Source organism: Streptomyces sp. NPDC028635 (assembly GCF_040637635.1).
Classification (GTDB): domain Bacteria; phylum Actinomycetota; class Actinomycetes; order Streptomycetales; family Streptomycetaceae; genus Streptomyces.
Genome location: NZ_JBEZWX010000018.1, coordinates 62,539 through 83,313, shown reverse-complemented (window position 1 = coordinate 83,313; position 20,775 = coordinate 62,539). Strand labels below are relative to the sequence as shown.

General features: G+C 74.5%; 17 protein-coding genes. 6 read left to right on the top strand and 11 right to left on the bottom strand.

The genetic code is table 11. The features are described from left to right. Positions 1-43: 43 nt before the first annotated feature. The 4 genes from AB0E88_RS20560 to AB0E88_RS20545 form a co-directional block, all read right to left on the bottom strand. On the bottom strand, positions 44-712 hold the full coding sequence (locus AB0E88_RS20560) for a response regulator transcription factor (RefSeq protein WP_361632285.1): 669 nt from the start codon (positions 710-712) through the stop codon (positions 44-46). Positions 713-737: 25 nt separating this feature from the next. After that, positions 738-1,883 (bottom strand): sensor histidine kinase, encoded by a 1,146-nt coding sequence (locus AB0E88_RS20555; protein ID WP_361632283.1) that lies wholly within the window; start codon positions 1,881-1,883, stop codon positions 738-740. A gap of 1,077 nt (positions 1,884-2,960) precedes the next feature. Next, positions 2,961-3,428 (bottom strand): DUF3017 domain-containing protein, encoded by a 468-nt coding sequence (locus tag AB0E88_RS20550; RefSeq protein ID WP_361632281.1) that lies wholly within the window; start codon positions 3,426-3,428, stop codon positions 2,961-2,963. Next, positions 3,418-4,272: a bifunctional methylenetetrahydrofolate dehydrogenase/methenyltetrahydrofolate cyclohydrolase gene (locus tag AB0E88_RS20545; protein WP_361632279.1), complete on the bottom strand. Its 855-nt coding sequence runs from the start codon at positions 4,270-4,272 to the stop codon at positions 3,418-3,420. The genes AB0E88_RS20550 and AB0E88_RS20545 overlap by 11 nt, the downstream gene beginning before the upstream one ends. A gap of 261 nt (positions 4,273-4,533) precedes the next feature. On the opposite strand from AB0E88_RS20545, the gene AB0E88_RS20540 reads away from it, so the two are divergent. The 4 genes from AB0E88_RS20540 (at position 4,534) to AB0E88_RS20525 (ending at position 8,141) form a co-directional block, all read left to right on the top strand. After that, complete coding sequence (locus AB0E88_RS20540; RefSeq protein ID WP_361632277.1) at positions 4,534-5,127, top strand: hypothetical protein; 594 nt, start codon at positions 4,534-4,536, stop codon at positions 5,125-5,127. Positions 5,128-5,257: 130 nt separating this feature from the next. Beyond that, positions 5,258-6,010 (top strand): FHA domain-containing protein, encoded by a 753-nt coding sequence (locus AB0E88_RS20535; RefSeq protein WP_361632275.1) that lies wholly within the window; start codon positions 5,258-5,260, stop codon positions 6,008-6,010. Continuing rightward, the gene (locus AB0E88_RS20530) at positions 6,007-7,566 is read left to right on the top strand and encodes a protein kinase (RefSeq protein ID WP_361632273.1); all 1,560 of its coding nucleotides are present in this window, start codon (positions 6,007-6,009) and stop codon (positions 7,564-7,566) included. The genes AB0E88_RS20535 and AB0E88_RS20530 overlap by 4 nt, the downstream gene beginning before the upstream one ends. A gap of 104 nt (positions 7,567-7,670) precedes the next feature. Beyond that, positions 7,671-8,141: a hypothetical protein gene (locus AB0E88_RS20525; RefSeq protein WP_361632271.1), complete on the top strand. Its 471-nt coding sequence runs from the start codon at positions 7,671-7,673 to the stop codon at positions 8,139-8,141. 100 nt (positions 8,142-8,241) lie between these two features. Here AB0E88_RS20525 and purH read toward each other — a convergent pair whose 3' ends face one another. Further along, entirely contained in the window at positions 8,242-9,804 is a 1,563-nt protein-coding gene (gene purH, locus AB0E88_RS20520; protein ID WP_361632269.1) for a bifunctional phosphoribosylaminoimidazolecarboxamide formyltransferase/IMP cyclohydrolase, read from the bottom strand. Beyond that, entirely contained in the window at positions 9,801-10,430 is a 630-nt protein-coding gene (purN, locus tag AB0E88_RS20515) for a phosphoribosylglycinamide formyltransferase (protein WP_361632267.1), read from the bottom strand. The genes purH and purN overlap by 4 nt, the downstream gene beginning before the upstream one ends. A gap of 329 nt (positions 10,431-10,759) precedes the next feature. On the opposite strand from purN, the gene AB0E88_RS20510 reads away from it, so the two are divergent. Further along, positions 10,760-11,569, top strand: coding sequence for a hypothetical protein (locus AB0E88_RS20510; RefSeq protein ID WP_361632265.1), 810 nt, complete (start codon positions 10,760-10,762; stop codon positions 11,567-11,569). 9 nt (positions 11,570-11,578) lie between these two features. Here AB0E88_RS20510 and AB0E88_RS20505 read toward each other — a convergent pair whose 3' ends face one another. Next, positions 11,579-13,642: a DUF6350 family protein gene (locus AB0E88_RS20505; RefSeq protein ID WP_361632263.1), complete on the bottom strand. Its 2,064-nt coding sequence runs from the start codon at positions 13,640-13,642 to the stop codon at positions 11,579-11,581. 96 nt (positions 13,643-13,738) lie between these two features. On the opposite strand from AB0E88_RS20505, the gene AB0E88_RS20500 reads away from it, so the two are divergent. Continuing rightward, complete coding sequence (locus AB0E88_RS20500) at positions 13,739-14,818, top strand: helix-turn-helix domain-containing protein (protein ID WP_361632261.1); 1,080 nt, start codon at positions 13,739-13,741, stop codon at positions 14,816-14,818. 264 nt (positions 14,819-15,082) lie between these two features. On the opposite strand, the gene sucD is transcribed toward AB0E88_RS20500, so the two are convergent. The 4 genes from sucD to AB0E88_RS20480 all read right to left on the bottom strand — a co-directional run bounded on the left by sucD (position 15,083) and on the right by AB0E88_RS20480 (position 20,736). After that, positions 15,083-15,967 (bottom strand): succinate--CoA ligase subunit alpha, encoded by an 885-nt coding sequence (gene sucD / locus AB0E88_RS20495; protein ID WP_361632259.1) that lies wholly within the window; start codon positions 15,965-15,967, stop codon positions 15,083-15,085. Between the two features lie 21 nt (positions 15,968-15,988). Next, on the bottom strand, positions 15,989-17,170 hold the full coding sequence (gene sucC, locus AB0E88_RS20490; protein ID WP_361632257.1) for an ADP-forming succinate--CoA ligase subunit beta: 1,182 nt from the start codon (positions 17,168-17,170) through the stop codon (positions 15,989-15,991). Between the two features lie 702 nt (positions 17,171-17,872). Next, positions 17,873-19,585, bottom strand: coding sequence for a hypothetical protein (locus tag AB0E88_RS20485; protein WP_361632255.1), 1,713 nt, complete (start codon positions 19,583-19,585; stop codon positions 17,873-17,875). A gap of 203 nt (positions 19,586-19,788) precedes the next feature. Then, positions 19,789-20,736 carry a hypothetical protein gene (locus tag AB0E88_RS20480; RefSeq protein ID WP_361632253.1) on the bottom strand — a complete coding sequence of 316 codons (948 nt, stop codon included), beginning with the start codon at positions 20,734-20,736 and terminating at the stop codon, positions 19,789-19,791. Between the last annotated feature and the right edge of the window lie 39 nt (positions 20,737-20,775).

Below are 20,775 nucleotides of genomic sequence, written 5' to 3'. Positions count from 1 at the left end.
TCTCAGCGGCCGGGGACGACGAGGCCCGTGTCCGACGGCGGTCTCAGCGGCCGGGGACGACGAGGCCCGTCTCGTACGCCAGGACCACCGCCTGGGCGCGGCTGTCCAGGTCCAGCTTGGACATCGTGCGGTTGAGGTGGGTCTTGACCGTGGCCTCGCTGATGTAGAGGCGGTCGGCGATCTCCAGGTTGGACAGGCCGCGGGCGGTCAGCGTGAGGACCTCTCGTTCCCGAGAGGTCAGCGCGGCCAGGTCCGGTGGGGCGTCGGCCCGCCCCTCGGGATCGCGGTGCCGGGCGAATGCCTCGACCAGGCGGCGGGTGACGCTCGGCGCGAACAGCGCGTCGCCGCCCTCCACGGCCCGGACCGCCGCCAGCAGCCGCTCGGGACCGGAGTCCTTCAGCAGGAAGCCCGACGCGCCCGCGCGCAGCGCGCCGTAGACGTACTCGTCGAGGTCGAACGTGGTCAGGATCAGGACGCGCGGGACGGGGTCGGCGGCCTCGGCGAGGATGCGGGTCGTGGCCTCGATGCCGTTCATGCCGGGCATGCGGATGTCCATCAGGACCACGTCGGGGCGCGTCTCGGCGGCCAGTCGCACCGCCTCCGCGCCGTCGTCCGCCTCGCCGGACACCTCGAATCCGGGCGCCGCGTCGAGGAGGCCCACGAGGCCGGCCCGGATGAGGAACTGGTCGTCGACGACGAGCACTCTGGTCATCCGTCCGCCGTCCCCCCGACGTGGCTCAGCTGGTGCGGTGCGACGCGGGCAGGGTCAGCCTGACCCGGAAGCCGCCCTCGGCGCGCGGGCCGACGCTGATCGTCCCGCCGTAGAGCTTGGCCCGTTCGCGCATGCCGATCAAGCCGTGCCCCGCCCCGGCCGGGACATCGTCCGAAACCGCCCCCCGGCCGTCGTCGGTCACGGTGACCGTCAGCTCGTGCCGGCCGTAGCGCAGTTCCACGCGCGCGTGGGCGTGCCGGGCGTGTTTGAGGACGTTCGTCAGGGCCTCCTGCACCACGCGGTACGCGCACAGCTCCACACCGGGCGGCAGGGGCCGGGCGGTGCCCTCGACGGTGAGCTCCACCGGGACGCCGCCGGCGCGGATGCGTTCCACCAGGTCACCGACCCGGGCCAGCGTCGGGATGGCGGCCCGCTCGGGGGCCCCGGGGTCCTCCTCGCGCAGCACGTGCAGCATGCGGCGCAGCTCCTCCAGTGCCTCCGTGCTGGTGCCGGCGATGGTGCCGAGCGCGGAGCGGGCCGTCGCCGGGTCGGCGTCGAGGACGAACCGGGCGAGTCCCGCCTGCACCGAGATCACCGACATGTGGTGGGCGACCACGTCGTGCAACTCCCGCGCTATCCGCCTGCGTTCCTCGGCCACCGCCCGCCGGGCCCGCTCGGCCTGCTCGGCGCGCAGCCGCCGGGTCAGCTCGGCGGAGCGCCGCGCCAGCGTGCCGAACCACACCAGCACCGAGGTGTACAGCAGGGCCTGCCCCACCACCGAGCCCATGGCGGAGCCGTCGGTGACCGCACCGGCGTAGACCCACAGCGCGGCCAGGCAGACCGCGCAGCCGACGGCGACGCGGGCGGGGCGCGCCGACGCCACCGTGTACAGGGCGAGCATGGGGCCGAAGGTGCACACCACCGGCCAGTAGCCGAGGCTGACGTAGGCGAGCGCGGCCAGCAGCACGGCCGCGAACACCACGACCGGCCGGCGGCCGCGCAGCGCGACCGGCAGGTGGGCGAGCGCGACCAGCACCAGGGCCCGGGCATCGAGTTCCGGCCACCCCTGCGCCACCGACTCCCGCCCCAGCAGCACGGCCACCGCGAGCATGCCGAGCGCGATCAGCGGGTCCACGACATACGTGCGGGGCACGGGCATGCTCAGACGCATCGCCGCAGCGTAGCTCCGCCACCGACAGGACGAGTCAAACGCCGGACGTACCACGGCGGTTGTAGCGACGGCACCGGCCGACGAGGGGCCCGCCCCGGGGTTCCAGGGCACGGCCCGGGCTTCCGGGGCGCGGCCCGAGGTTACGGGGCCCGCCCCGGGGTCTCCAGGGCGCGGCCCGAGGTTCCGGGTCCCACCCCGGGATTCCAGAGCGCGGCCCGCACGGCCGGCAAACAGGACCGGCGTTCCCGCACTGTCGTCGCCGCCGGAGTTCACCTCGCGGCGAAGAGGTGGCCGGCTGGGCTCGCCACCGGGGGCCGGCCATGTTTGGCCCGGTCGGTGGCGGCGCCGGACGTCCGCCGGGGGTGCAGCGGCCGGGGCCGGGCGGGACACCGCCGAGCGGCCGGCCGGGTCAGTCCGGGTCGACTCGGTCGGTCCGGGTCGGCCCGGCCGGTGGCGTCCGCCGGGGGGCGCGGCGCCCGGGGCGGGCTGGGCACCGCCGAGCGGCCGGGCCTGGTCGGTCCGGTCGGCTTGACCGGACCGGTCGGCCCGGGTTGGCCCGGTCAGCCGGGTCAGCTCGGTCGGTCCGGGTCGGCCCCGTTGGTGGCGAGCGCCGGACGTCTGCCGGGGGTGCAGCGCCCGGGCCGGACGGGGCACCGCCGAGCGACCGGGCTCGGCCGGGGGATCGGCCGGATCGGCCCCCGCCGAAGGCCCGGCCTTGGTCAGCCCGACCGGTGGTGGCCGCCGTACATCCGCCGGGGGCACGGCGCCCGGGGCGGGCGGGGGCACCGCCGAGCGGCCGGGCCCGGCCGGCCGGATCGGCCGGATCGGCCGGATCGGCCCCCGCCGAAGGCCCGGCCTTGGCCAGCCCGGTCGGTGGCAGGCGCCGGACGTCCGCCGGGGGCATCGCGCCCAGGCGGACGGGGCACCGCCGAGCGGCCGGGCTCGGCCGGTCCGGTCGGCTCGACCGGCCCGGTCGGCCCCGGTCGGCGCGTGACGGATGCAGGCGCGGGGCTTCCGCCGTGGGCCGGGACGGCGGGGGTGTCCGTGGCGAGCGCGCCGACGGCGGCGGTGGGTGGCTCAGCTGCTGCTCACCGTGAAGTGGAGGGTGTCCTTCAGGAACGGGATCTTCAGCCATGGGTGCGGCTGCGCCATCAGCGCCAGCAGCACGATGGCCAGGCCCAGCACGCCGTAGGTGACGATGTCCGTGAAGCGGGAGCGGACGGCGAGCATGCCCACGCCCGGCAGGACCCAGCGCAGCACCGCCCCGCCGAGCAGCGCGGCACCGATCAGCAGCGTGCCGACCCGGAACGCGCCCAGCGCCGTCACCAGCAGGCCCACCGCGACCAGCCCGAGCACCGCCAGCATCGGCCACTGCCGGGCCGGCGCCGGGGCGTCACCGCCCGCGGCCCGGCCGCCGCCCTCGGGGCGCGCGGTGTCCCGCGTGAACAGCGGGAAGCGGCGCGTGGCGCGCCGCGGCCGCCCGTCGGCGTCGGGCGCGCTGACCGCGTCCCGTACCTGGAGGTCGTCCGAGTCGTCAGCCGGCACTGCGCTCCGCCGCCTCGACCACGTTGACGAGCAGCTGGGCACGGGTCATGGGGCCGACGCCACCCGGGTTCGGGGAGATGAAGCCGGCCACCTCGGCGACGCCGGGGTGGACGTCGCCGACGATCCGGCCTTCGGCGTTGCGGGAGACGCCGACGTCGAGGACGGCCGCGCCCGGCTTGATGTCCTCGGGCCGGATCAGATGGGCGGAGCCGGCCGCGGCGATGACGATATCGGCCCGCTTGAGGTGGGCGGACAGGTCACGGGTGCCGGTGTGGCACTGCGTCACCGTGGCGTTCTCGCTGCGCCGCGTCAGCAGCAGCGGCATCGGACGGCCGATGGTGACACCGCGGCCGACGACCACGACCTCCGCGCCCTTCAGCTCGACGCCGTAGCGGCGCAGCAGGGTGAGGATGCCGTTGGGCGTGCAGGGCAGCGGGGCCGGCTCGTTCAGGACGAGGCGGCCGAGGTTCATCGGGTGCAGGCCGTCGGCGTCCTTGGCCGGGTCCATCAGCTCCAGGATGCGGTTCTCGTCGATGCCCTTGGGCAGCGGGAGCTGCACGATGTAACCGGTGCACGTGGGGTCGTCGTTCAGCTCGCGCACGACCGCCTCGATCTCCTCCTGCGAGGCGGTGGCGGGCAGTTCGCGCTGGATGGAGGCGATGCCGACCTCCGCGCAGTCGCGGTGCTTGCCGGCGACGTACTTGCGGCTGCCGGGGTCCTCCCCGACGAGGATGGTGCCGAGACCGGGCGTGACGCCCTTCTCCTTCAGCGCCGCCACGCGGGCGGTCAGATCGGACTTGATCGCGGCTGCGGTGGCCTTGCCATCGAGAATCTGGGCGGTCATGACCCCATCCTCCCGGATGACCGCCCCCCGGTTCCAATCCGGGTGCGCGCATCACCCGTCCCGCCGTTCACCGGTCTTGATCGACGATGTTGCACTTGCACAACGTCTGTGCCCTCCGGCTGGACAAGTAACGGGGATCTAAAGAACGATGAGGGGCACAGTGCCGCGGGCAGTACCGGGGGGACGAACCGCATCTGTAGAACTTCCTCCGAGCGTTGCCGCGCGTCCCCGCACTCGGCATAACGGAGGAAGGACCGCGCCATGAGTTTCGGCGACCCGAACAACCCCTACGGGCCACCGCCCCAGCAGCCGCCGGCCGCTCCGGGCTACGGCTACCCGCAGCAGCCCGGCGTCCCGCCGCAGCAGGCCTACGGCTACCCGCAGCAGCAGGGGTACCCCGGTTACCCGGCCGGCAACGCCATGCCGATGGAGATGCCGGGCCTGATGAAGACGGCCCGGGTGCTGCTGTTCATCCTGGCCGGCTTCCAGATCCTGGTCGGCCTGATCGCCGGCGTCGCCGTCGGCGCCGTCCAGGACGTCTCCAACGGTGTCGGCACCGGTGACGACACGGGCGGCCTGGCCGGGCTCGGCTTCCTGATCGCCGCCCTGTTCCTGGCGCTGGGCGCGCTGTCGATCTTCCTGGGCGTGAAGTTCAAGAACGGCGGCAGCGGCATCCGCATCACCACCATCGTCTACTCGGCGCTGATGATCCTCGGCGGTCTCGTCAACCTCGTCAACGGCGGGGGCGGCTCGGCGACGTTCGGCGGCCTGATCTCGCTCGCGATCGCCGGCATCATCCTGGCCTCCATGGTCAACAGCGCGGCGACCACGTGGTTCAACCGCCCGCGTTACTGACGCGAAGCGGACCGTACGGTTCGCGCCAATCACATCCGAGGGCCGTGTCTCACCCGTTCGAGGGGGACACGGCCCTGGTGCGTTCGCCCTACGCTGGCACCGCGAGCTGTCAGGCACGGGGAGACGCACCTTGTACAGCATCATCGTGGTACCTCCGCCGACCACGGAGGACGAGCGAAGCAGCGCCGGACAGATCCGTCTCGCCCCCGGTGAGCGGCTCACGTTCGGCAGGTCCGCGCACGCCAACCGCCTGCGCATCCCGCACGAGGGGGTCTCCCGCAGGGCCGGGGAGATCGCCGCGCAGGGCGCGTTCTGGATACTGAGCAACCTGAGCCGGGACCAGACGTACGTCGTCGAGAACCCGGAGGGCGCCGGCGAGCACGTGAAGGTCGGGCCGGGCCGGCTGGACGCCCCGATCCCCTTCGAGTTCGCGCGGATCGTGCTGCCCGCGGCCGGCGACCTGCTGCCGGTCGAGGTGTGGGCGCCGCGCCACGACTACCTCCGTCCCGACGGCTGCGGCGACGGCGACACCACCGCGCCCGCCTTCTCCCTGGACCGCACCAAGCGCTACTTCGCGGTCCTGGCCGCCCTGTGCGAGCCGCGCCTGCGCGGCGCGCCGCACGCCCCGCCGCCCACCGTCGAGCAGGTCGTGGAGCGGCTGCGCCCGTCCTGGCCGGCGGTCTCCCGCACCACCGTGCAGTGGAACATCGACTACCTCGCCGTGAAGCTGCGCCTCAAGCCCGGCCCGGACACCGCCGACAGCGGTCCCCGGCTGAACGGCAAGAAGGAGTCCCTGGTCTCGCTGGCGCTCCGCTTCGACCTGGTCCGCGAGGACGACCTGGTGGTCCTGCGCGCGAGCGCGCCCTCCGGATCACCTCGGTGAAGGCTTCCGGCGAGCCGTTCGCCGTGCCGGTGCCCCCGGGCTACCGGGTCGGACCGTGGGAGGTCCGCGCGCCCCTCGCCACCGGTGCCTTCGGCAGCGTCTACGAGGCCCGGCGCACCGGCGAGTCCGGTGACGGCGTCCTGCCCCGCACGGCGGCGCTGAAGTTCCTGCCGACCGGCACGAACACCCCGCGCCGCCTGTCGCACCTGCGCGACCTCGTGGAGCGCGAGGTCGCCCTGCACCGCAGGCTGCGCCACCCGCGGCTGATCCGGCTGTACGAGACCCTCACCGTCGACGACCCGGGCCGGCCGGAGCTGGACGGCGCGACCGTGCTGGTGCTGGAGAAGGCCGAGGGCTCCCTGGCGGCGCTGCTCACCGCCTCCCCGCGCCCCGCCGCCGGTCCCGCGCTGCTCGCCCAGATCTGCGAGGGGCTGCGTCAACTGCACACGGCGGGCTGGGTGCACGGCGATCTGAAACCGGCCAACGTGCTGCTGATGAAGGACGGCACGGTCCGCCTCGCCGACTTCAACATGGCGGCCGAACTGGAGGGCACCCACGCCTACACCCCGGCGTTCTCCACACCCGACTACACCCCGCCCGAACTGCTGTGGACGGAGATCGGTGAGCGCGGCCGCCGCATCCGCCCGTCCGCCGACATCTGGGCCTTCGGCGTCCTCGCCCACCTCGTCCTCACCGGCTCGCTCCCGCTGCCCGGCGGCACCCCGACCGCCCGCCGCGACGCGGCCGTCGCCTACGCCCGCGGCACCGACGCGCTGCGTCTCGCCCCGGAACTGCCCGACGCGTGGCGGGACATCGTGCGCGACTGCCTGGCCCGCACCCACGCCGAGCGCGTCACCGGCGAGGAACTGCTGCGCCGGGTGAGCGCCGCGGCCGGCGCCGCACGCCCCCGCCGGCTCCCCCGGCTGCGCCGCCGCTCCCGCCGTACGACGGTCACGGGGGCCGTCGTGGCCACGCTGGCCGTCGCGGCGCTGGGGTACGGCGTCAGCGACTGGGCGGCCGGCTCCGGCGACGCCAAGAGCCCCGCCGCGCCCGCCGTGTACGGGGCCGCCGAACTCCGCACCGACCGGGGCGTACCCGTCGGCTACCGCCGGCTGATCGTCGACTCGGCGCACGACTGCGTCCAGCCGGAGGTGACCCCGGCGCTGATCGCCGCGCTGCTGAAGGCGGAGAGCGACTTCGACCCGGACCTCTCCGACCCGCACGCCGGCCGCGAGGGCGAGTACGGCATCGCCCGCTGGACGCCGAGCCTGCTGCGCTGGTGGATCCGGGCCGACGGCGTACCCGCCACGGCGATTCCCAGGCCGCCCTTCTCCCCCGCCCAGTCGATCCCCGCCGTGGCCCGCTACCTCTGCTACCTGGAACCGCTGCTGAACGCCACCGGCCTGCACGGCGACCGGCGCGTGCTGCTCGCCGCCGCGTACCGGACGTCGTACAAGAAGGTGAACGCGGCCGGCGGCGTTCCCCCCGCGATCCGCGCCTACGCCGACCGCGTCACGCACTACCTCAAGGAGTACACGCCGCCCGGCAATCCGTGACCCTGAGAGGTGTGAGGTACCGGTGCGCGACGGCCGCTGCGACGGTGGGACCACTCCGCCACCGGCGGAGCGACCACACCGTTCGTCTCCCAGGGGGAAGGCACATGAACCTCGTCAAGCCCGCCGCGCTGCTCGTCGCGGCCACCGCACTCGTCGCCGGCTCCTCGGCGGCGGCCACCGCCGCCGACCCCGCCGGCACCCGGGTGACCTCCCTCCAGCAGAGGGCCGACCAGGTGCTCGCCGGGCACCCGAAGCCGCTGAAGGTCACCGCCGACCAGGTCCGTTACGACGGCCTGACCGTCACCGCCGCGCCGAAGGGCAGGGCCGCGACGAAGGACCTGGACTGCGGCTACGGCCACCTGTGCATGGTGGTCCGGGGCACCAAGTTCGACTTCTACAAGTGCCAGACCTGGAACGTCACCAACTGGACCGGCGACGGCCCGTTCACCAACAACCAGACCCCGGGCACGGTCGCCAGGTTCTTCAACCAGGACGGCAGCGTCCGCTGGACCTCGACGGCCTACCAGGCGGGCACCGCCACCTGGGACCCGATCTGGTCGCTGCGCCCCTGCTGATCCACCAGGGCGGACGGCCTCCGGTCCCCTCGGGGGAGGGCCGGAGGCCGTCGACCTGTCCCTGACGGTCCGTCAGGCCGTCTTCAGGAGCGCGGTGCTGTCAGTGGAAGAAGTGGCGCGTGCCCGTGAAGTACATCGTCACGCCGGCCTTCTTCGCCGCCTCCACGACCTGCTCGTCGCGGATGGAGCCGCCGGGCTGGACGATGGCCCGCACCCCGGCGTCGATCAGGATCTGCGGTCCGTCCGGGAACGGGAAGAACGCGTCCGAGGCCGCGAACGAACCCCGGGCCCGCTCCTCGCCGGCCCGCTCGACGGCGAGCTTGCAGGAGTCGACGCGGTTGACCTGCCCCATGCCGACGCCGACGGAGGCCCCGTCCTTGGCGAGCAGGATCGCGTTGGACTTCACCGCGCGGCACGCCTTCCACGCGAAGGCGAGCTGCTGGAGCTCCTCGGCGGAGAGCGCCTCGCCGGACGCCAGCGTCCAGTTGGCCGGGTCGTCGCCCTCGGCCTGGAGCCGGTCGGCGACCTGGAGCAGGGCGCCGCCGTCGATCGGCTTCACCTCGACCGGGTGGGCCGGGCCGTCGGCGCACCGCAGCACGCGGATGTTCTTCTTCTTGGTGAGGGCCTCCAGCGCGCCCTCCTCGTAGTCCGGGGCCACGATGACCTCGGTGAAGATCTCCGCGACCTGCTCGGCCATCTCCTTGCTGACCGGCCGGTTCACGGCGATGACACCGCCGTACGCGGACACCGGGTCGCAGGCGTGTGCCTTGCGGTGCGCCTCGGCGACGTCCGCGCCGATCGCGATACCGCAGGGGTTGGCGTGCTTGATGATCGCGACGCAGGGCTCGGCGTGGTCGTACGCGGCACGGCGTGCGGCGTCCGTGTCCGTGTAGTTGTTGTACGACATCTCCTTGCCGTGCAGCTGCTCGGCCGCCGCGAGACCGCCCTCGCCGGAGACGTACAGGGCGGCGGGCTGGTGCGGGTTCTCGCCGTAGCGCAGGGTGTGCGCCCGCTCCAGGGACGAGGCGATGAAGTCGGGGAACTGCGACTCGTCCGCGGGGGCGTAGGAGGAGGCGAACCAGGAGGAGACGGCGATGTCGTACTCCGCCGTGTGCCGGAAGGCTTCCGCGGCCAGGCGCTTGCGGGCGGCGAGGTCGAAGCCGCCGTCCTTGGCCGCGGCGAGGACGTCGCCGTAGCAGGCCGGGCTGGTGACGACCGCGACGGAGGGGTGGTTCTTGGCGGCGGCGCGGACCATCGAGGGGCCGCCGATGTCGATCTGCTCCACGCACTCGTCGTCCGAGGCGCCCGAGGCGACGGTCTCGCGGAACGGGTAGAGGTTGACGACGACGAGGTCGAACGGCTCCACGCCCAGCTCGGCGAGCTGCTCACGGTGGCTGTCCAGGCGCAGGTCGGCGAGGATGCCGGCGTGCACGCGCGGGTGCAGGGTCTTGACCCGGCCGTCCAGGCACTCGGGGAAGCCGGTCAGCTCCTCGACCTTGGTGACGGGGACGCCGGCGGCGGCGATCCGGCCGGCCGTGGAGCCGGTGGAGACCAGCTCGACGCCTGCCTCGTGCAGCCCGCGGGCCAGCTCCTCCAGGCCGGTCTTGTCGTAGACGCTGACGAGCGCCCGGCGAAGGGGCCGCTTGTTGCTCTCGGCGGTCACTGGATAACTACCTTTCGTCCCTCAATGCGATAGCCGTTGCGGGCGAGACGCCCCACGACCTCGACGAGCAGCCTTCGCTCGACTTCCTTGATGCGCTCGTGCAGTGCGCTCTCGTCGTCCTCGTCCCGGATCTCCACCACGCCCTGCGCGATGATCGGCCCGGTGTCGACGCCGTCGTCGACGAAGTGGACGGTGCAGCCGGTGACCCGGGCACCGTACGCGAGCGCGTCACGCACGCCGTGGGCTCCGGGAAAACTGGGGAGCAGGGCGGGGTGGGTGTTGACGAACCGGCCGCCGAAACGGGCAAGGAACTCCTTGCCCACGATCTTCATGAACCCGGCGGAGACGACGAGGTCGGGCTCGTACGCGGCGACGGCCTCGGCGAGCGCGGCGTCCCACTCCTCGCGCGTGGCGTGGTCCTTGACCTTGACGACGAAGGTCGGCAGTCCGGCCCGCTCGGCGCGGGCGAGCCCCTCGATGCCGTCACGGTCGGCGCCGACGGCCACGATCTCGGCTCCGTACGCCTCGGGCCCGACGGCGGCGATCTCGTCCAGCAGCGCCTGCAGGTTGGTGCCGGAGCCGGAGACCAGCACGACGAGGCGCTTGGCCACGGAGTTGGCGGCCACGGTGGGGCCCTTTCTCGGGGGAGCGACGGTGCGCGGCCGCCCGTCCATCCGCACTTGTTCGTTCGTACGAATGCTTCGCGCCCCGGGATACGGGGAAGTCTACGAAGCGGCCGACCGCCAGCAACGATACCGGCACACCGGAAGGCCCCCACGGGACGGGGGCGCGGCCTGCGGGTAGCGTCTGGGAGGAAACTACTCGGGAACGCGGTGGACGCGCGGTGCGTTTCCGAGGTGGAAGCCCATGTGGGAGCCCCTGCCGGAGCAGCGCGGGGGCGCTTCGCGGGCGACCGTCGGACAGCCGTAGTCACCTAGGGGAAGACGCTCTCTTGATGCCGGACCGCAGCCTGCGACTCCTCACGTTCCCACCGCACCCGGCCCGCACGGGCCAGACAGGGGAGCGTGGCACCGTGCTGCTGCGGGAGCGGCCGGCTTCACCGCCCGAGGCGCCCGACGGCTCCGGGCCGGGGCGCGGCGGTAAGGACCGCGACGACGACAACCCGTTCGCGCCGCCGCCGGAGGGCACCCCGGACCGTCCCTGGCAGCCGCGCCACCCGGCGGGCGGCCACGGCGGCAACGGACACGGCGGTGACGGACACCGCGGTGACGGACACGGCGGTGACGGGCAGGGCGGCGGCTCGCCCTGGGGCCGGTGGAGCGACCGGCAGCCCGACCGCTCCTCCGGCGGCTTCGGCGAGCGGCCCGGCGGCGGCCCCGAGAGGCCGGCCGGCGGCGGTGACGGGAACGGCCCCGGCATGCGCTGGGACCCCAGCAACCCGGTGCAGCGCCGGGCGCGGTACGCGCTGCTGGCCGGCATGTGGGCCTTCTTCTTCGCCCTCTTCGGCTGGCCCTACGTGGCCCTGCTGCTCGGCGCGCTCGCCCTGTACTGGGGCATCAGCGGCCTGCGCGGCAGAGCCCGTTCCGGCGCCTCCGACGCCGCCGGCCGCCCGCAGACCACGGCCGCGGTGAGCGGCCTCGTCACGGCCTCCCTCGCCCTGGCCCTGGTCGCCGCCGGCTTCGCCTCCCAGCTCGTCTACCGCGACTACTACACGTGCACCGGTGACGCCCTGACCAACGAGGCGAAGCAGTCCTGCAAGCAACTGCTGCCGTCGGAGCTGCGCGGGTTCCTGGGCGAGGGCTGAGGAGCGGGTCTACTCGGCGGGGGGCGTCGGCGGGGCCGGTGACGCCGGGTGCGGCTCTGCGGGTGTGTCCGCGGGCGCTGCGGAGGGATCAGTGGGTGCCGTGGGCGGCTCCTTGGAAGCCGCCGGCGGCTTCGTGGGGGCCGTGGGCGGCTTCGTAGGTGCCGTGGGCGGCTTCGTAGGTGCCGTGAGCGAGTCCGTGGGGGCCGTCGGCGAGTCCGTGGGGGCCGTCGGCGAGTCCGTGGGGGCCGTGGGCGGTGCCGTCGGCGCCGAAGGTGGTTCCGCGGGTGTCGCGGGCCGGCCGGTCGAGGGCGCCGCGGGCCGGTCCGCCGAGGGTGTCGCCCGTGCTGCGGTGGGCGCGCCCGGCGGCGCGGGCTCGTCGTCCGGGCGGGACGCGGTGCCGGCCGCCCTGCCGCCGAGGCGGGCGATGGCGTCGTACGCCGGGCCGGGCAGCGCGGTCGCCCGGTCCACGCCGTAGGCCGTGAAGGGGTCGTCCGCGGGGTCCTCGCGGTCGTACCGGGCGAAGGAGTCCTTCGGGGTCTCGGCGTCGTAGATCTCCGGCTCCGCGTGCCCGGTGCGGCGGCCCGTGGTGGGCTGCTGCCCGGCCGGGCGCCGTCGCCACGGCAGCCGGCTACGGGAGCGCCGGGTTCCGGCCTCCCCGGCCGGCGGCGACACCGGTGCCGGAGCGGGCTCGGAGCGCGGGAGGCCGATCCTCGGGCGGTCGGCCGCCGGTGCGGCGGTCCGCGCGCCACCGGCGCCGGCCCTGCGCGACCGGCCGCGCCACGCGCGCCGGGCCAGGGCCACCGGGACCGCCGCGACCGTGATCCACAGGACGGCCGCCGCGCCCACCTGCCACCCCACCGGGCCGAAGCGGGCGAGCGCGGCGACCCCGAGCGGGCCACCTGCCAGCGCCGCGAGCCCGGCCAGCAGCGCCCCGCACAGGACGGAGGCGAGGACGGCGGCCCCGGCCGTCCGGCCGGGCGACCACGCTCCGCCCGGCAGGGCGGCCCGGGTGGTGCCGGTCGCCGCCACCGCCAGGAACCAGCCCACCGTCACCCCGGCCGCCAGCGGTACCGCCGCCGTGGCCCAGTGGAGGGGTGTCCCGGGCCCGCCCGCGGGCACCGCGGCCAGCAGCGGGAACGGCGGCAGCAGCGGGGCCGGGTCGGAGTGGAGCGGACTCGTGAGGTGCCCGACGGACAGGCTGAAACCGGGACCGAGGGCGTAGGCCGCCGCCCAGACCGCCGCGTTCGGCACCAGCACCAGGCACAGCAGCAGCACCGCGAACCGGCCCGACCAGCCCTCGGTCAGCTGCAGGAACGATCCGCGGGCCGCCCCGCTGTGCCACACCAGCGACACTGCCACCAGCAGCGCCCCGCCCCCGAACAGCACCGCCGCACCGGCGCACGCGGCGCGCGCGGCGGCGCCCAGCCGGGCCCGTCCCTCCACGCCGAGCAGCAGCCGTCGCACCGGGCCCGGCAGCAGCACCAGCACGCTGTCGACGGGCCCGCGGGGATGCCCGTGGGCCGTCCACACCCCCGCGCCGGCCGCCGTGACAACAAGGAGCGGCAGCATCGCGGGGCCCGGCCAGGTCCAGGACGGCCGCAGTTCCCCGCGCGAGGACACGTACAGCAGCGCCGCCGCGGCGACCCCGAGGTAGCCGAGGACGACCCCGGTGAAGGCGGTGCGGCCGGTGACCGGCTCCACGACGTCGTGGCCGTAGACGGCGTCGCGGGCCGCCCGGTGCACCAGCCAGACGGGCACGGCCATGAGCAGCAACGGCGTCACCCCCACGGGGGCGGGCACGCCGGTGAGGGTGTCGGTGCGGACGAGTTCGGCGCCGTGCCCGAGGACCCACAGGGCGGCCGCGATGTGCAGGGCGCCGCCGGGCCCGCTGTCCGGGTAGGGCGAACTGATCCACAGCGACATCACGAGCACGGCGAGCGAGCCGAGGCCCAGGCCGGCGGCGACCACGCCGCCCAGCAGGCTCGCGGCCAGCCCGGACGAGCGACGGCGCCTGCGGCGGAGCAGGCGCGGCAACGGCGTTCGGCGGTCGGTCATCTGGATCACGACCGCCATGCTCCCAACGACACGCGCTTTCCCGGCGTAACAGGCGAAGCTCCGTTGTGTCGCTCAATATACGTTTATGTTCTTTTTCGTACGAAGGGGTGTCCGGTGACGCAGAGCCCTGCCAGCCCGCTCCCTCCGCCCAAGGAACGCCGACGCCTGCGGGAGGCCGCTTCGCTGACGCAGGCTCAGCTCGCCGCGCGGCTGGGCGTGTCCAAGGGTGCGGTGCGCGCGTGGGAGTCCGGCCGTACGGCTCCCCGGGGCCCGGAGCGGGAGGCGTACGTGACCCTGCTGGCGTCACTGGAGGCGCGGCACCGGTCCGTGACGGGACATCAGGAACAGGGCGGGGTCACCGAGGTGGCGGAACCCGTCGACGCGGCCGGCGGGGAGGGCTCGCTGACGCCCGCTCAGGCCTTCGACGCGTTGTACGCCTTCTGCGCGCCGGCGCTCGCCCGGCAGGCGTACCTGCTCACCGGGCGGCGTGACCTGGCCCGGGAGTCCGTGGAGCGGGCCTTCCAGCGGGCCTGGGAGCGCTGGCCCGAGGTGGCCCGGGACCGGGACCCGGCCGGCTGGGTGCGCATGGCGGTGTACGAGTACGCGCTCTCCCCGTGGCACCGGTTCCGGCCCCGCTACCGCCACCCCGATCCACCGCCGGCCGCCCCGGCCGACCGCGCGCTGATGGACGTACTCCTGAAGCTCCCCCCGCCGCACCGGCGCACCCTCATGCTCTACGACGGCGTCGGGCTCGGGCTGCCCGAGACGGCGGCGGAGACGGAGGCGAGCACACCCGCGACCGCGTACCGGCTGATCCACGCGCGCGAGGCGATCGCCGCGAAACTGCCGGAGCTGGGCGATCCGGACGTGCTGCACCGGCGGCTGGCGGAGGTGGCCACGACGGAGCGGCTGCGCCCTCCCCGGCCGACGCAGGTGCGTTTCGGGGGCGAACGCCGGGCGCGGTTCTGGACCCGGGCGGCGATCGCGTTCACGGTCGCGATCATCGGGGCGACGGCGCTCACGCTCCGCTCGGCTCCCACGCAGTACGAGCCGCCGGTGCCGCCGGGAGAGGCGGTACGCGGGGTGCCGCCCAAGGCCGCGCCGGGGCCGCTGTCGGAGGCGGAGGTGGAGCTGCGGGCGAAGCTGAGGTCCGCCGAGAACGGGCCTGCCCGGCTGGCACCGTCGGCCTGGTGAGGGTGCGGGTCGCGTTGCGGGGGGCGTCGTCTTCCGGGTGCGGGTTCCGCCGCGGGGGGCCGTCGTCTTCCGGGTGCGGGTTCAGGCGCCGGGGGGTTGTGTTCCTGGTGCGGGTCCGTGGGGGCCGGTCGCGCAGTTCCCCGCGCCCCTGGGTCGGCTGCGGTCCCGTCGGGCGCCACGGCCCCCCGCCGGCGCCGCGGGCGTGAACGCCGGCAGGCCCGCCCCCGGCCGAGGGGGCGGGCCTGCTCACGGTGAGTCGGGGACTCAGCCGGCCAGGATCTCGCGGGCCAGCTTGGCCGTCTCGGTCGGCGTCTTGCCGACCTTGACGCCGGCGGCCTCGAGGGCCTCCTTCTTGGCCTGTGCGGTGCCAGAAGAGCCGGACACGATCGCGCCGGCGTGGCCCATGGTCTTGCCCTCGGGCGCGGTGAAGCCCGCGACGTAGCCGACGACCGGCTTGGTCACGTTCTCCTTGATGAAGGCCGCGGCCCGCTCCTCGGCGTCGCCGCCGATCTCACCAATCATGACGATCAGGTCGGTGTCGGGGTCGTCCTGGAAGGCCTTCAGGGCGTCGATGTGGGTGGTGCCGATGATCGGGTCACCGCCGATGCCGACGCAGGTGGAGAAGCCGATGTCGCGCAGCTCGTACATCATCTGGTACGTCAGCGTGCCGGACTTCGAGACCAGGCCGATGCGGCCCGGCTTGGTGATGTCGGCCGGGATGATGCCGGCGTTCGACTGACCCGGGGTGATCAGGCCGGGGCAGTTCGGGCCGATGATCCGGGTCTTGTTGCCCTTCTTGCCGGCGTACGCCCAGAAGGACGCCGTGTCGTGCACGGCGACGCCCTCGGTGATCACGACGGCCAGCGGGATCTCGGCGTCGATGGCCTCGACGACCGCGTCCTTGGTGAACTTCTCCGGGACGAAGATGACCGTGACGTCGGCGCCGGTCTTGTCGATGGCCTCCTTGACGGAGCCGAAGACCGGGACCTCGGTGCCGTCGAAGTCGACCGTGGTGCCGGCCTTGCGCGGGTTGACACCGCCGACGATGTTGGTGCCCGACGCCAGCATGCGCTTGGTGTGCTTCTGGCCCTCGGAGCCGGTCATGCCCTGGACGATGACCTTGGATTCCTTGGTGAGGAAGATAGCCATGGTGTTCTGTGACCTCGTCCCTTACTTCGCGGCAGCAGCCAGCTCGGCGGCCTTGTCGGCCGCGCCGTCCATGGTGTCCACGCGCTGCACGAGCGGGTGGTTGCGGTCGTCCAGGATCTGGCGGCCCAGCTCGGCGTTGTTGCCGTCGAGGCGGACGACCAGCGGCTTGGTGACCTCTTCGCCCTTGCTCTCGAGGAGCTCCAGGGCCTGCACGATGCCGTTGGCGACGGCGTCGCAGGCGGTGATGCCGCCGAAGACGTTGACGAAGACGGACTTGACGTCCGGGTCGCCCAGGATGATCTCCAGGCCGTTCGCCATCACCTCGGCGGAGGCGCCGCCACCGATGTCGAGGAAGTTGGCGGGCTTGACGCCCTTGTGGTTCTCACCGGCGTACGCGACGACGTCGAGGGTGCTCATCACGAGACCCGCGCCGTTGCCGATGATGCCGACCTCGCCGTCGAGCTTGACGTAGTTGAGGTTCTTCTCCTTGGCAGCCGCCTCGAGCGGGTTGGCGGCGGCCTTGTCGTGGAGCGCCTCGAAGTCCGGGTGACGGAACTCGGCGTTGTCGTCCAGGGAGACCTTGCCGTCGAGGGCGATGACCTCACCGGAGGCGACCTTGGCCAGCGGGTTGACCTCGACCAGGAGGGCGTCCTCCTTGACGAAGACGTCCCACAGCTTGACGAGGACGTTCACGACCTTGTCGGCGACCTCGGCCGGGAACTTGGCGGCCTCGACGATCTCGCGGGCCTTGGCCTCGTCCACACCGTCGATGGCGTCGATGTCGATCTTCGCGACGGCCTCGGGGCGGGTGGCCGCCACCTCCTCGATCTCCATGCCGCCCTCGACGGACGCGATGGAGAGGAAGGTGCGGTTGGCACGGTCCAGGAGGAAGGAGACGTAGTACTCCTCCAGGATCTCCGGGGCCGTCTCGGCGATCATGACCTTGTGGACCGTGTGGCCCTTGATGTCCATGCCGAGGATGTTGGTCGCGTGCTCGACCGCCTCGTCGGTGGTGCCGGCGAGCTTGACGCCACCGGCCTTGCCGCGGCCGCCGACCTTCACCTGGGCCTTGACGACGGACTTGCCACCGAGGCGCTCAGTGGCTGCGCGGGCCGCCTCAGGCGTGTCGATGACTTCACCGGCCAGCACCGGTACATCGTGCTTGGCGAAGAGGTCCCTCGCCTGGTACTCGAACAGGTCCACGCGCTTCCGTCCCTATCGTGATCTCGCGGTTCGTTGGATGCGTGGGCGTGCCGCGAAGGGCAACGTGACGTCCGCTTGTCACAAGGGAGGCGCACACGGTGTCCGAGCGCGCGGCATGTCCGTCTCGCAGGTTATCCCCGCTGGCGTTTGGGCTCTAAATCGGAGGTCACACCTGAGCGGTGATACCCGTCACATGATGCCGCGTCTCACGGCACTGCGTGCCAGGGGGTGCGGGGCCTCACCGGGCTGGGGTTGACCCGGTGAGGCCCCTGAGCAGCCCCTGAGCCGGTCCTACGGTCCGGTGCGGGGCGTGAGGCCGGACGGTCCCCACCCCAATGGGGACCGTCCGGCCTCCTTACCGCGGGGGTCACACCGGACGGGCCGACGGCTTTCGGCCATCCGGGTCCGTCGCCCCCACGGAGTCGGTCGCGCGCCGACCGGGCCACCGGCCGGCGCGGCGGTCGCCGTGCGGCCCGGTACGGCACGGCTGTCGCCGGGCGACGCGGCTACCGCCGGGCGACGCGGCGCGGCTGTCGCCGGGCGGCGCGACGCGTTGGTCGCCGTACGGCGCCGTGGTCCGGTCGCGTGCGGCGCCTTGGACCGGTCGCAGGCGGCGGGCGCCTGCCGCTCGAATGCGGTCGGGTGCATGCCGCTCCGATGCGGTCGGGTGCTTGCCGCTCGGGGCGGCGGGGCGCCCGTTCGTCAGATGCCGCGCGGTGCCTGCTGGCCGGATACCCCGTGAGTGTCATGGACATACCCGGGAGTGACGGACCGCGCCACTCCCCCGGCTCCCTGCGCCACATGCCCGGCGAGCGATACGCCGGTGCCCCGCACCGTCCCCGACAGGTCCTGCGCGAGGGGCGCGACGTCACCCGTCACGCCGTGCGCGAAGCCGCCCGCCTGCCCGGAGACACCGCCCGCGAACGGCACGGCGTCAGCCGCGACGCCGTACGCCGAAGCGGTGACGCTGTCCGCCACCCCGTCCACGACCGGCCGGACGACGTCCACGACCGGCTGCGCCGCGCCGGTGACCCCGGCGGCCAGGGCCGTCACCCGGCCGGTGACGCCCTGGGCGAAGTCACCCGCCTGCCCGGACACGCCGTACGCCAGCGGCGGCACCTGCCCGGCGACCCGGCCGGTGAACGGCGTGACGTCGCCCCCGACGCCGTACGCCAGCGCCCCCGCGTCCACGACGGCCTGCCCGGCGACCGGCATCACACCCTGCACGGCGGTGTGGGCCACCGGCGGCAGCACGGCGTCCGCGGCGCCCTCGGTCACCTGCCCGACGAGCCCGGTGGCATACGACGGCACACCACCGACCACGGGGTAGGCGTCCGCCACGGCATGCTCCGCGGTCCCGGTCACCCCCTGCGCCGCGTGGCCGACGACCGGTGTCACGCCGTAGAGCGCCTCGGTGACGACCCCGGTGGCCCCGTGGACGGCACCTCCGGCGAGCGGCGTCGCACCCGCAACCGCCCGGCCCGCGAGCGGCACGGCACCGTCCACGGCCGCGCCCGCCACCGGCGGCAGCGCCTCCGACGCCGTCTCCCGCACCACCGGCGTCACCGCGCCCGGCACCTCGGCGACCGTGCCGACCACCCGCTGCTCCACCCCGTCGACCGCACCGGTGACATGCCCCGGGACGGCGGAGACGGAGGCCAGGGCTGCGGCCCGGACGTCCTCGGCCTCGCCCTGCGCCGCGGCCGAGCCGCGGCCCGCGCCCGCCGTGGTCTGCCGGGCCGTCGTCCGTACGACGCCGTCGACGCCCTGCGTCCCGCCGTGTGCCGCGGCCTGCACGCCCTGGAGCCTGGTCTGCGCGGCGGCCAGCGTCTGTTCCAGCTCGGAGGCGAAGGCGGCGAGCGGACCGAAGAGGTAGTCGATGCCGTCCTGCGGGGTGTGCGGCAGCGTCCCGACGGTGTGCGCGGCCGTGTGCGCTGCCGTCGTGTGCGCGGCGTGCGCCGTGTGCTCGGCCCGGGCGGCGTGGGCGCCGGCGGCGGCCTGCGCGCCGCGCAGCCGGGGGGCGTGCGGGGCGCCGACCTCGGCGTCGACGTAGTGGCGGGCCCGGTCGGCGGTGGACGCGGACGTGTGCGGGGCGGCACCGCCTAGAAGGCCGGTCGCCGTGGACGTCGCCCCGGTGGTCGCCGGGGCCGTGGCTCCGCTGACCGTGGCGGAGGCGTCCTGGGCCGTGCCGGTCGGCGAGGAGACGGTGTCGTGCGGGGTGGCCAGGACGGAGCCGACGGTGTCGGTGACCGTGCCGAGCGTGTCACCGGCGTCGGAGGTGACGTCGGCCGTGGCGTCCGGGGCGGACACCGACGGGGCGGGCAGTTCGTCGGCGCTGGCCACGGCCGAGCCGAGCGCCCATGCGCCGGTGACTCCGGCGGCTATCACGATGGAACGACGGATGTTCTTGTTCATGCGTGCGTCAGATCCTTCAGGTTCACAAGCGGCGCGGCCGCGCGCCTCCGGGTCGGTGACCTCGGAGTGGGCTGCGCCGGGGGCTGAGGCTTGGGGTTCGGGAATCCTCCGTCGGGCACCGCCGCGCGGGGCGGGGCGGTGCGGAGGAGCGGGCAGACCTGTTCCGCCCCCGCGCGGCAGGTCCTCGGCGGGGGAAGGCCTGCCTAGGCGGGGAAGACGGGGATGTCCCGGTACCTGTCCTGGATCCGAGGTGCGGCGCCCTGGGCCACGGTCGCGGCCCGCACCGGCAACGGCAGCCGGTGGCGCGGCGTGACCGCGTGCGCGTCCCCGTGGCCGGGCGTGCCGTCACCGGCGGCCGAACCGCCCACCACGGCACCGGCCGGGCCCTCGCCGGGACCCTGCGGCACGGTGTCGCGGCCGGGGTGAGCGGAGTCGGCGTGGGCGGAGGGAGTGTGAGCGGGGAAGGGGTGCACCGCTCGGCCGGGCCGAGGCTGAGCCGGCGCGGCCACCGGGCCGGAGGGGCGGGCGCGGAACGCCGTACCACCGGCGACACGCACGGGTCCGGCCGGAGTGGCGGCCGCACCGTGACCGGCCCGGACACCGCCGTCCCCGTGAACACCGGGTGCACCGGGCGGGAAGGGCACGGACGGCACGGACGGCACGGACGGCATGGGCAATTGCTGGGCAGTGGGAAGCGCCAGCGGCGACGGCGCCTCCGACGGCAACGACGCTTCCGGCGGCAACACGTGAAGCGCGGGCGCGGTGTTGCCGATGCCCGCCTTCACGGTGTTCCGCAGCGCGCCGGCGGGCCGCTTCCCGCGCACGTCCACGGCCTGGGCTCCATGACGCGTCGCCGAGCGTGGCAGCGACGGAGTCTCCGTGGAGGCGCCCGCCCCCGTGGCCTTGGTCTGCGTCGCAGGCGCCGTCGGCACCGGCTCCGCCGCCTGCGCACGCTGCCCGCAGAGCAGGCCGAGCACGAACAACCCGCCCAGCAGCAGCGCCGCCTGCAGCACACGCCGCCCGGCCACCGCGCGCACGACGCGCACAGCGGCACCGGGGAAAGCGGGCTGCCAGGTCAAGAGGGCGGGATCCTCCCGTGCGACGGTACGGCGAACGAGCAGGGGGCTCACCGTGCGTACGGCCTCGGGCATACGCGGCGTCGATCCTTGCATGCGACGCCCGAGGTTGCG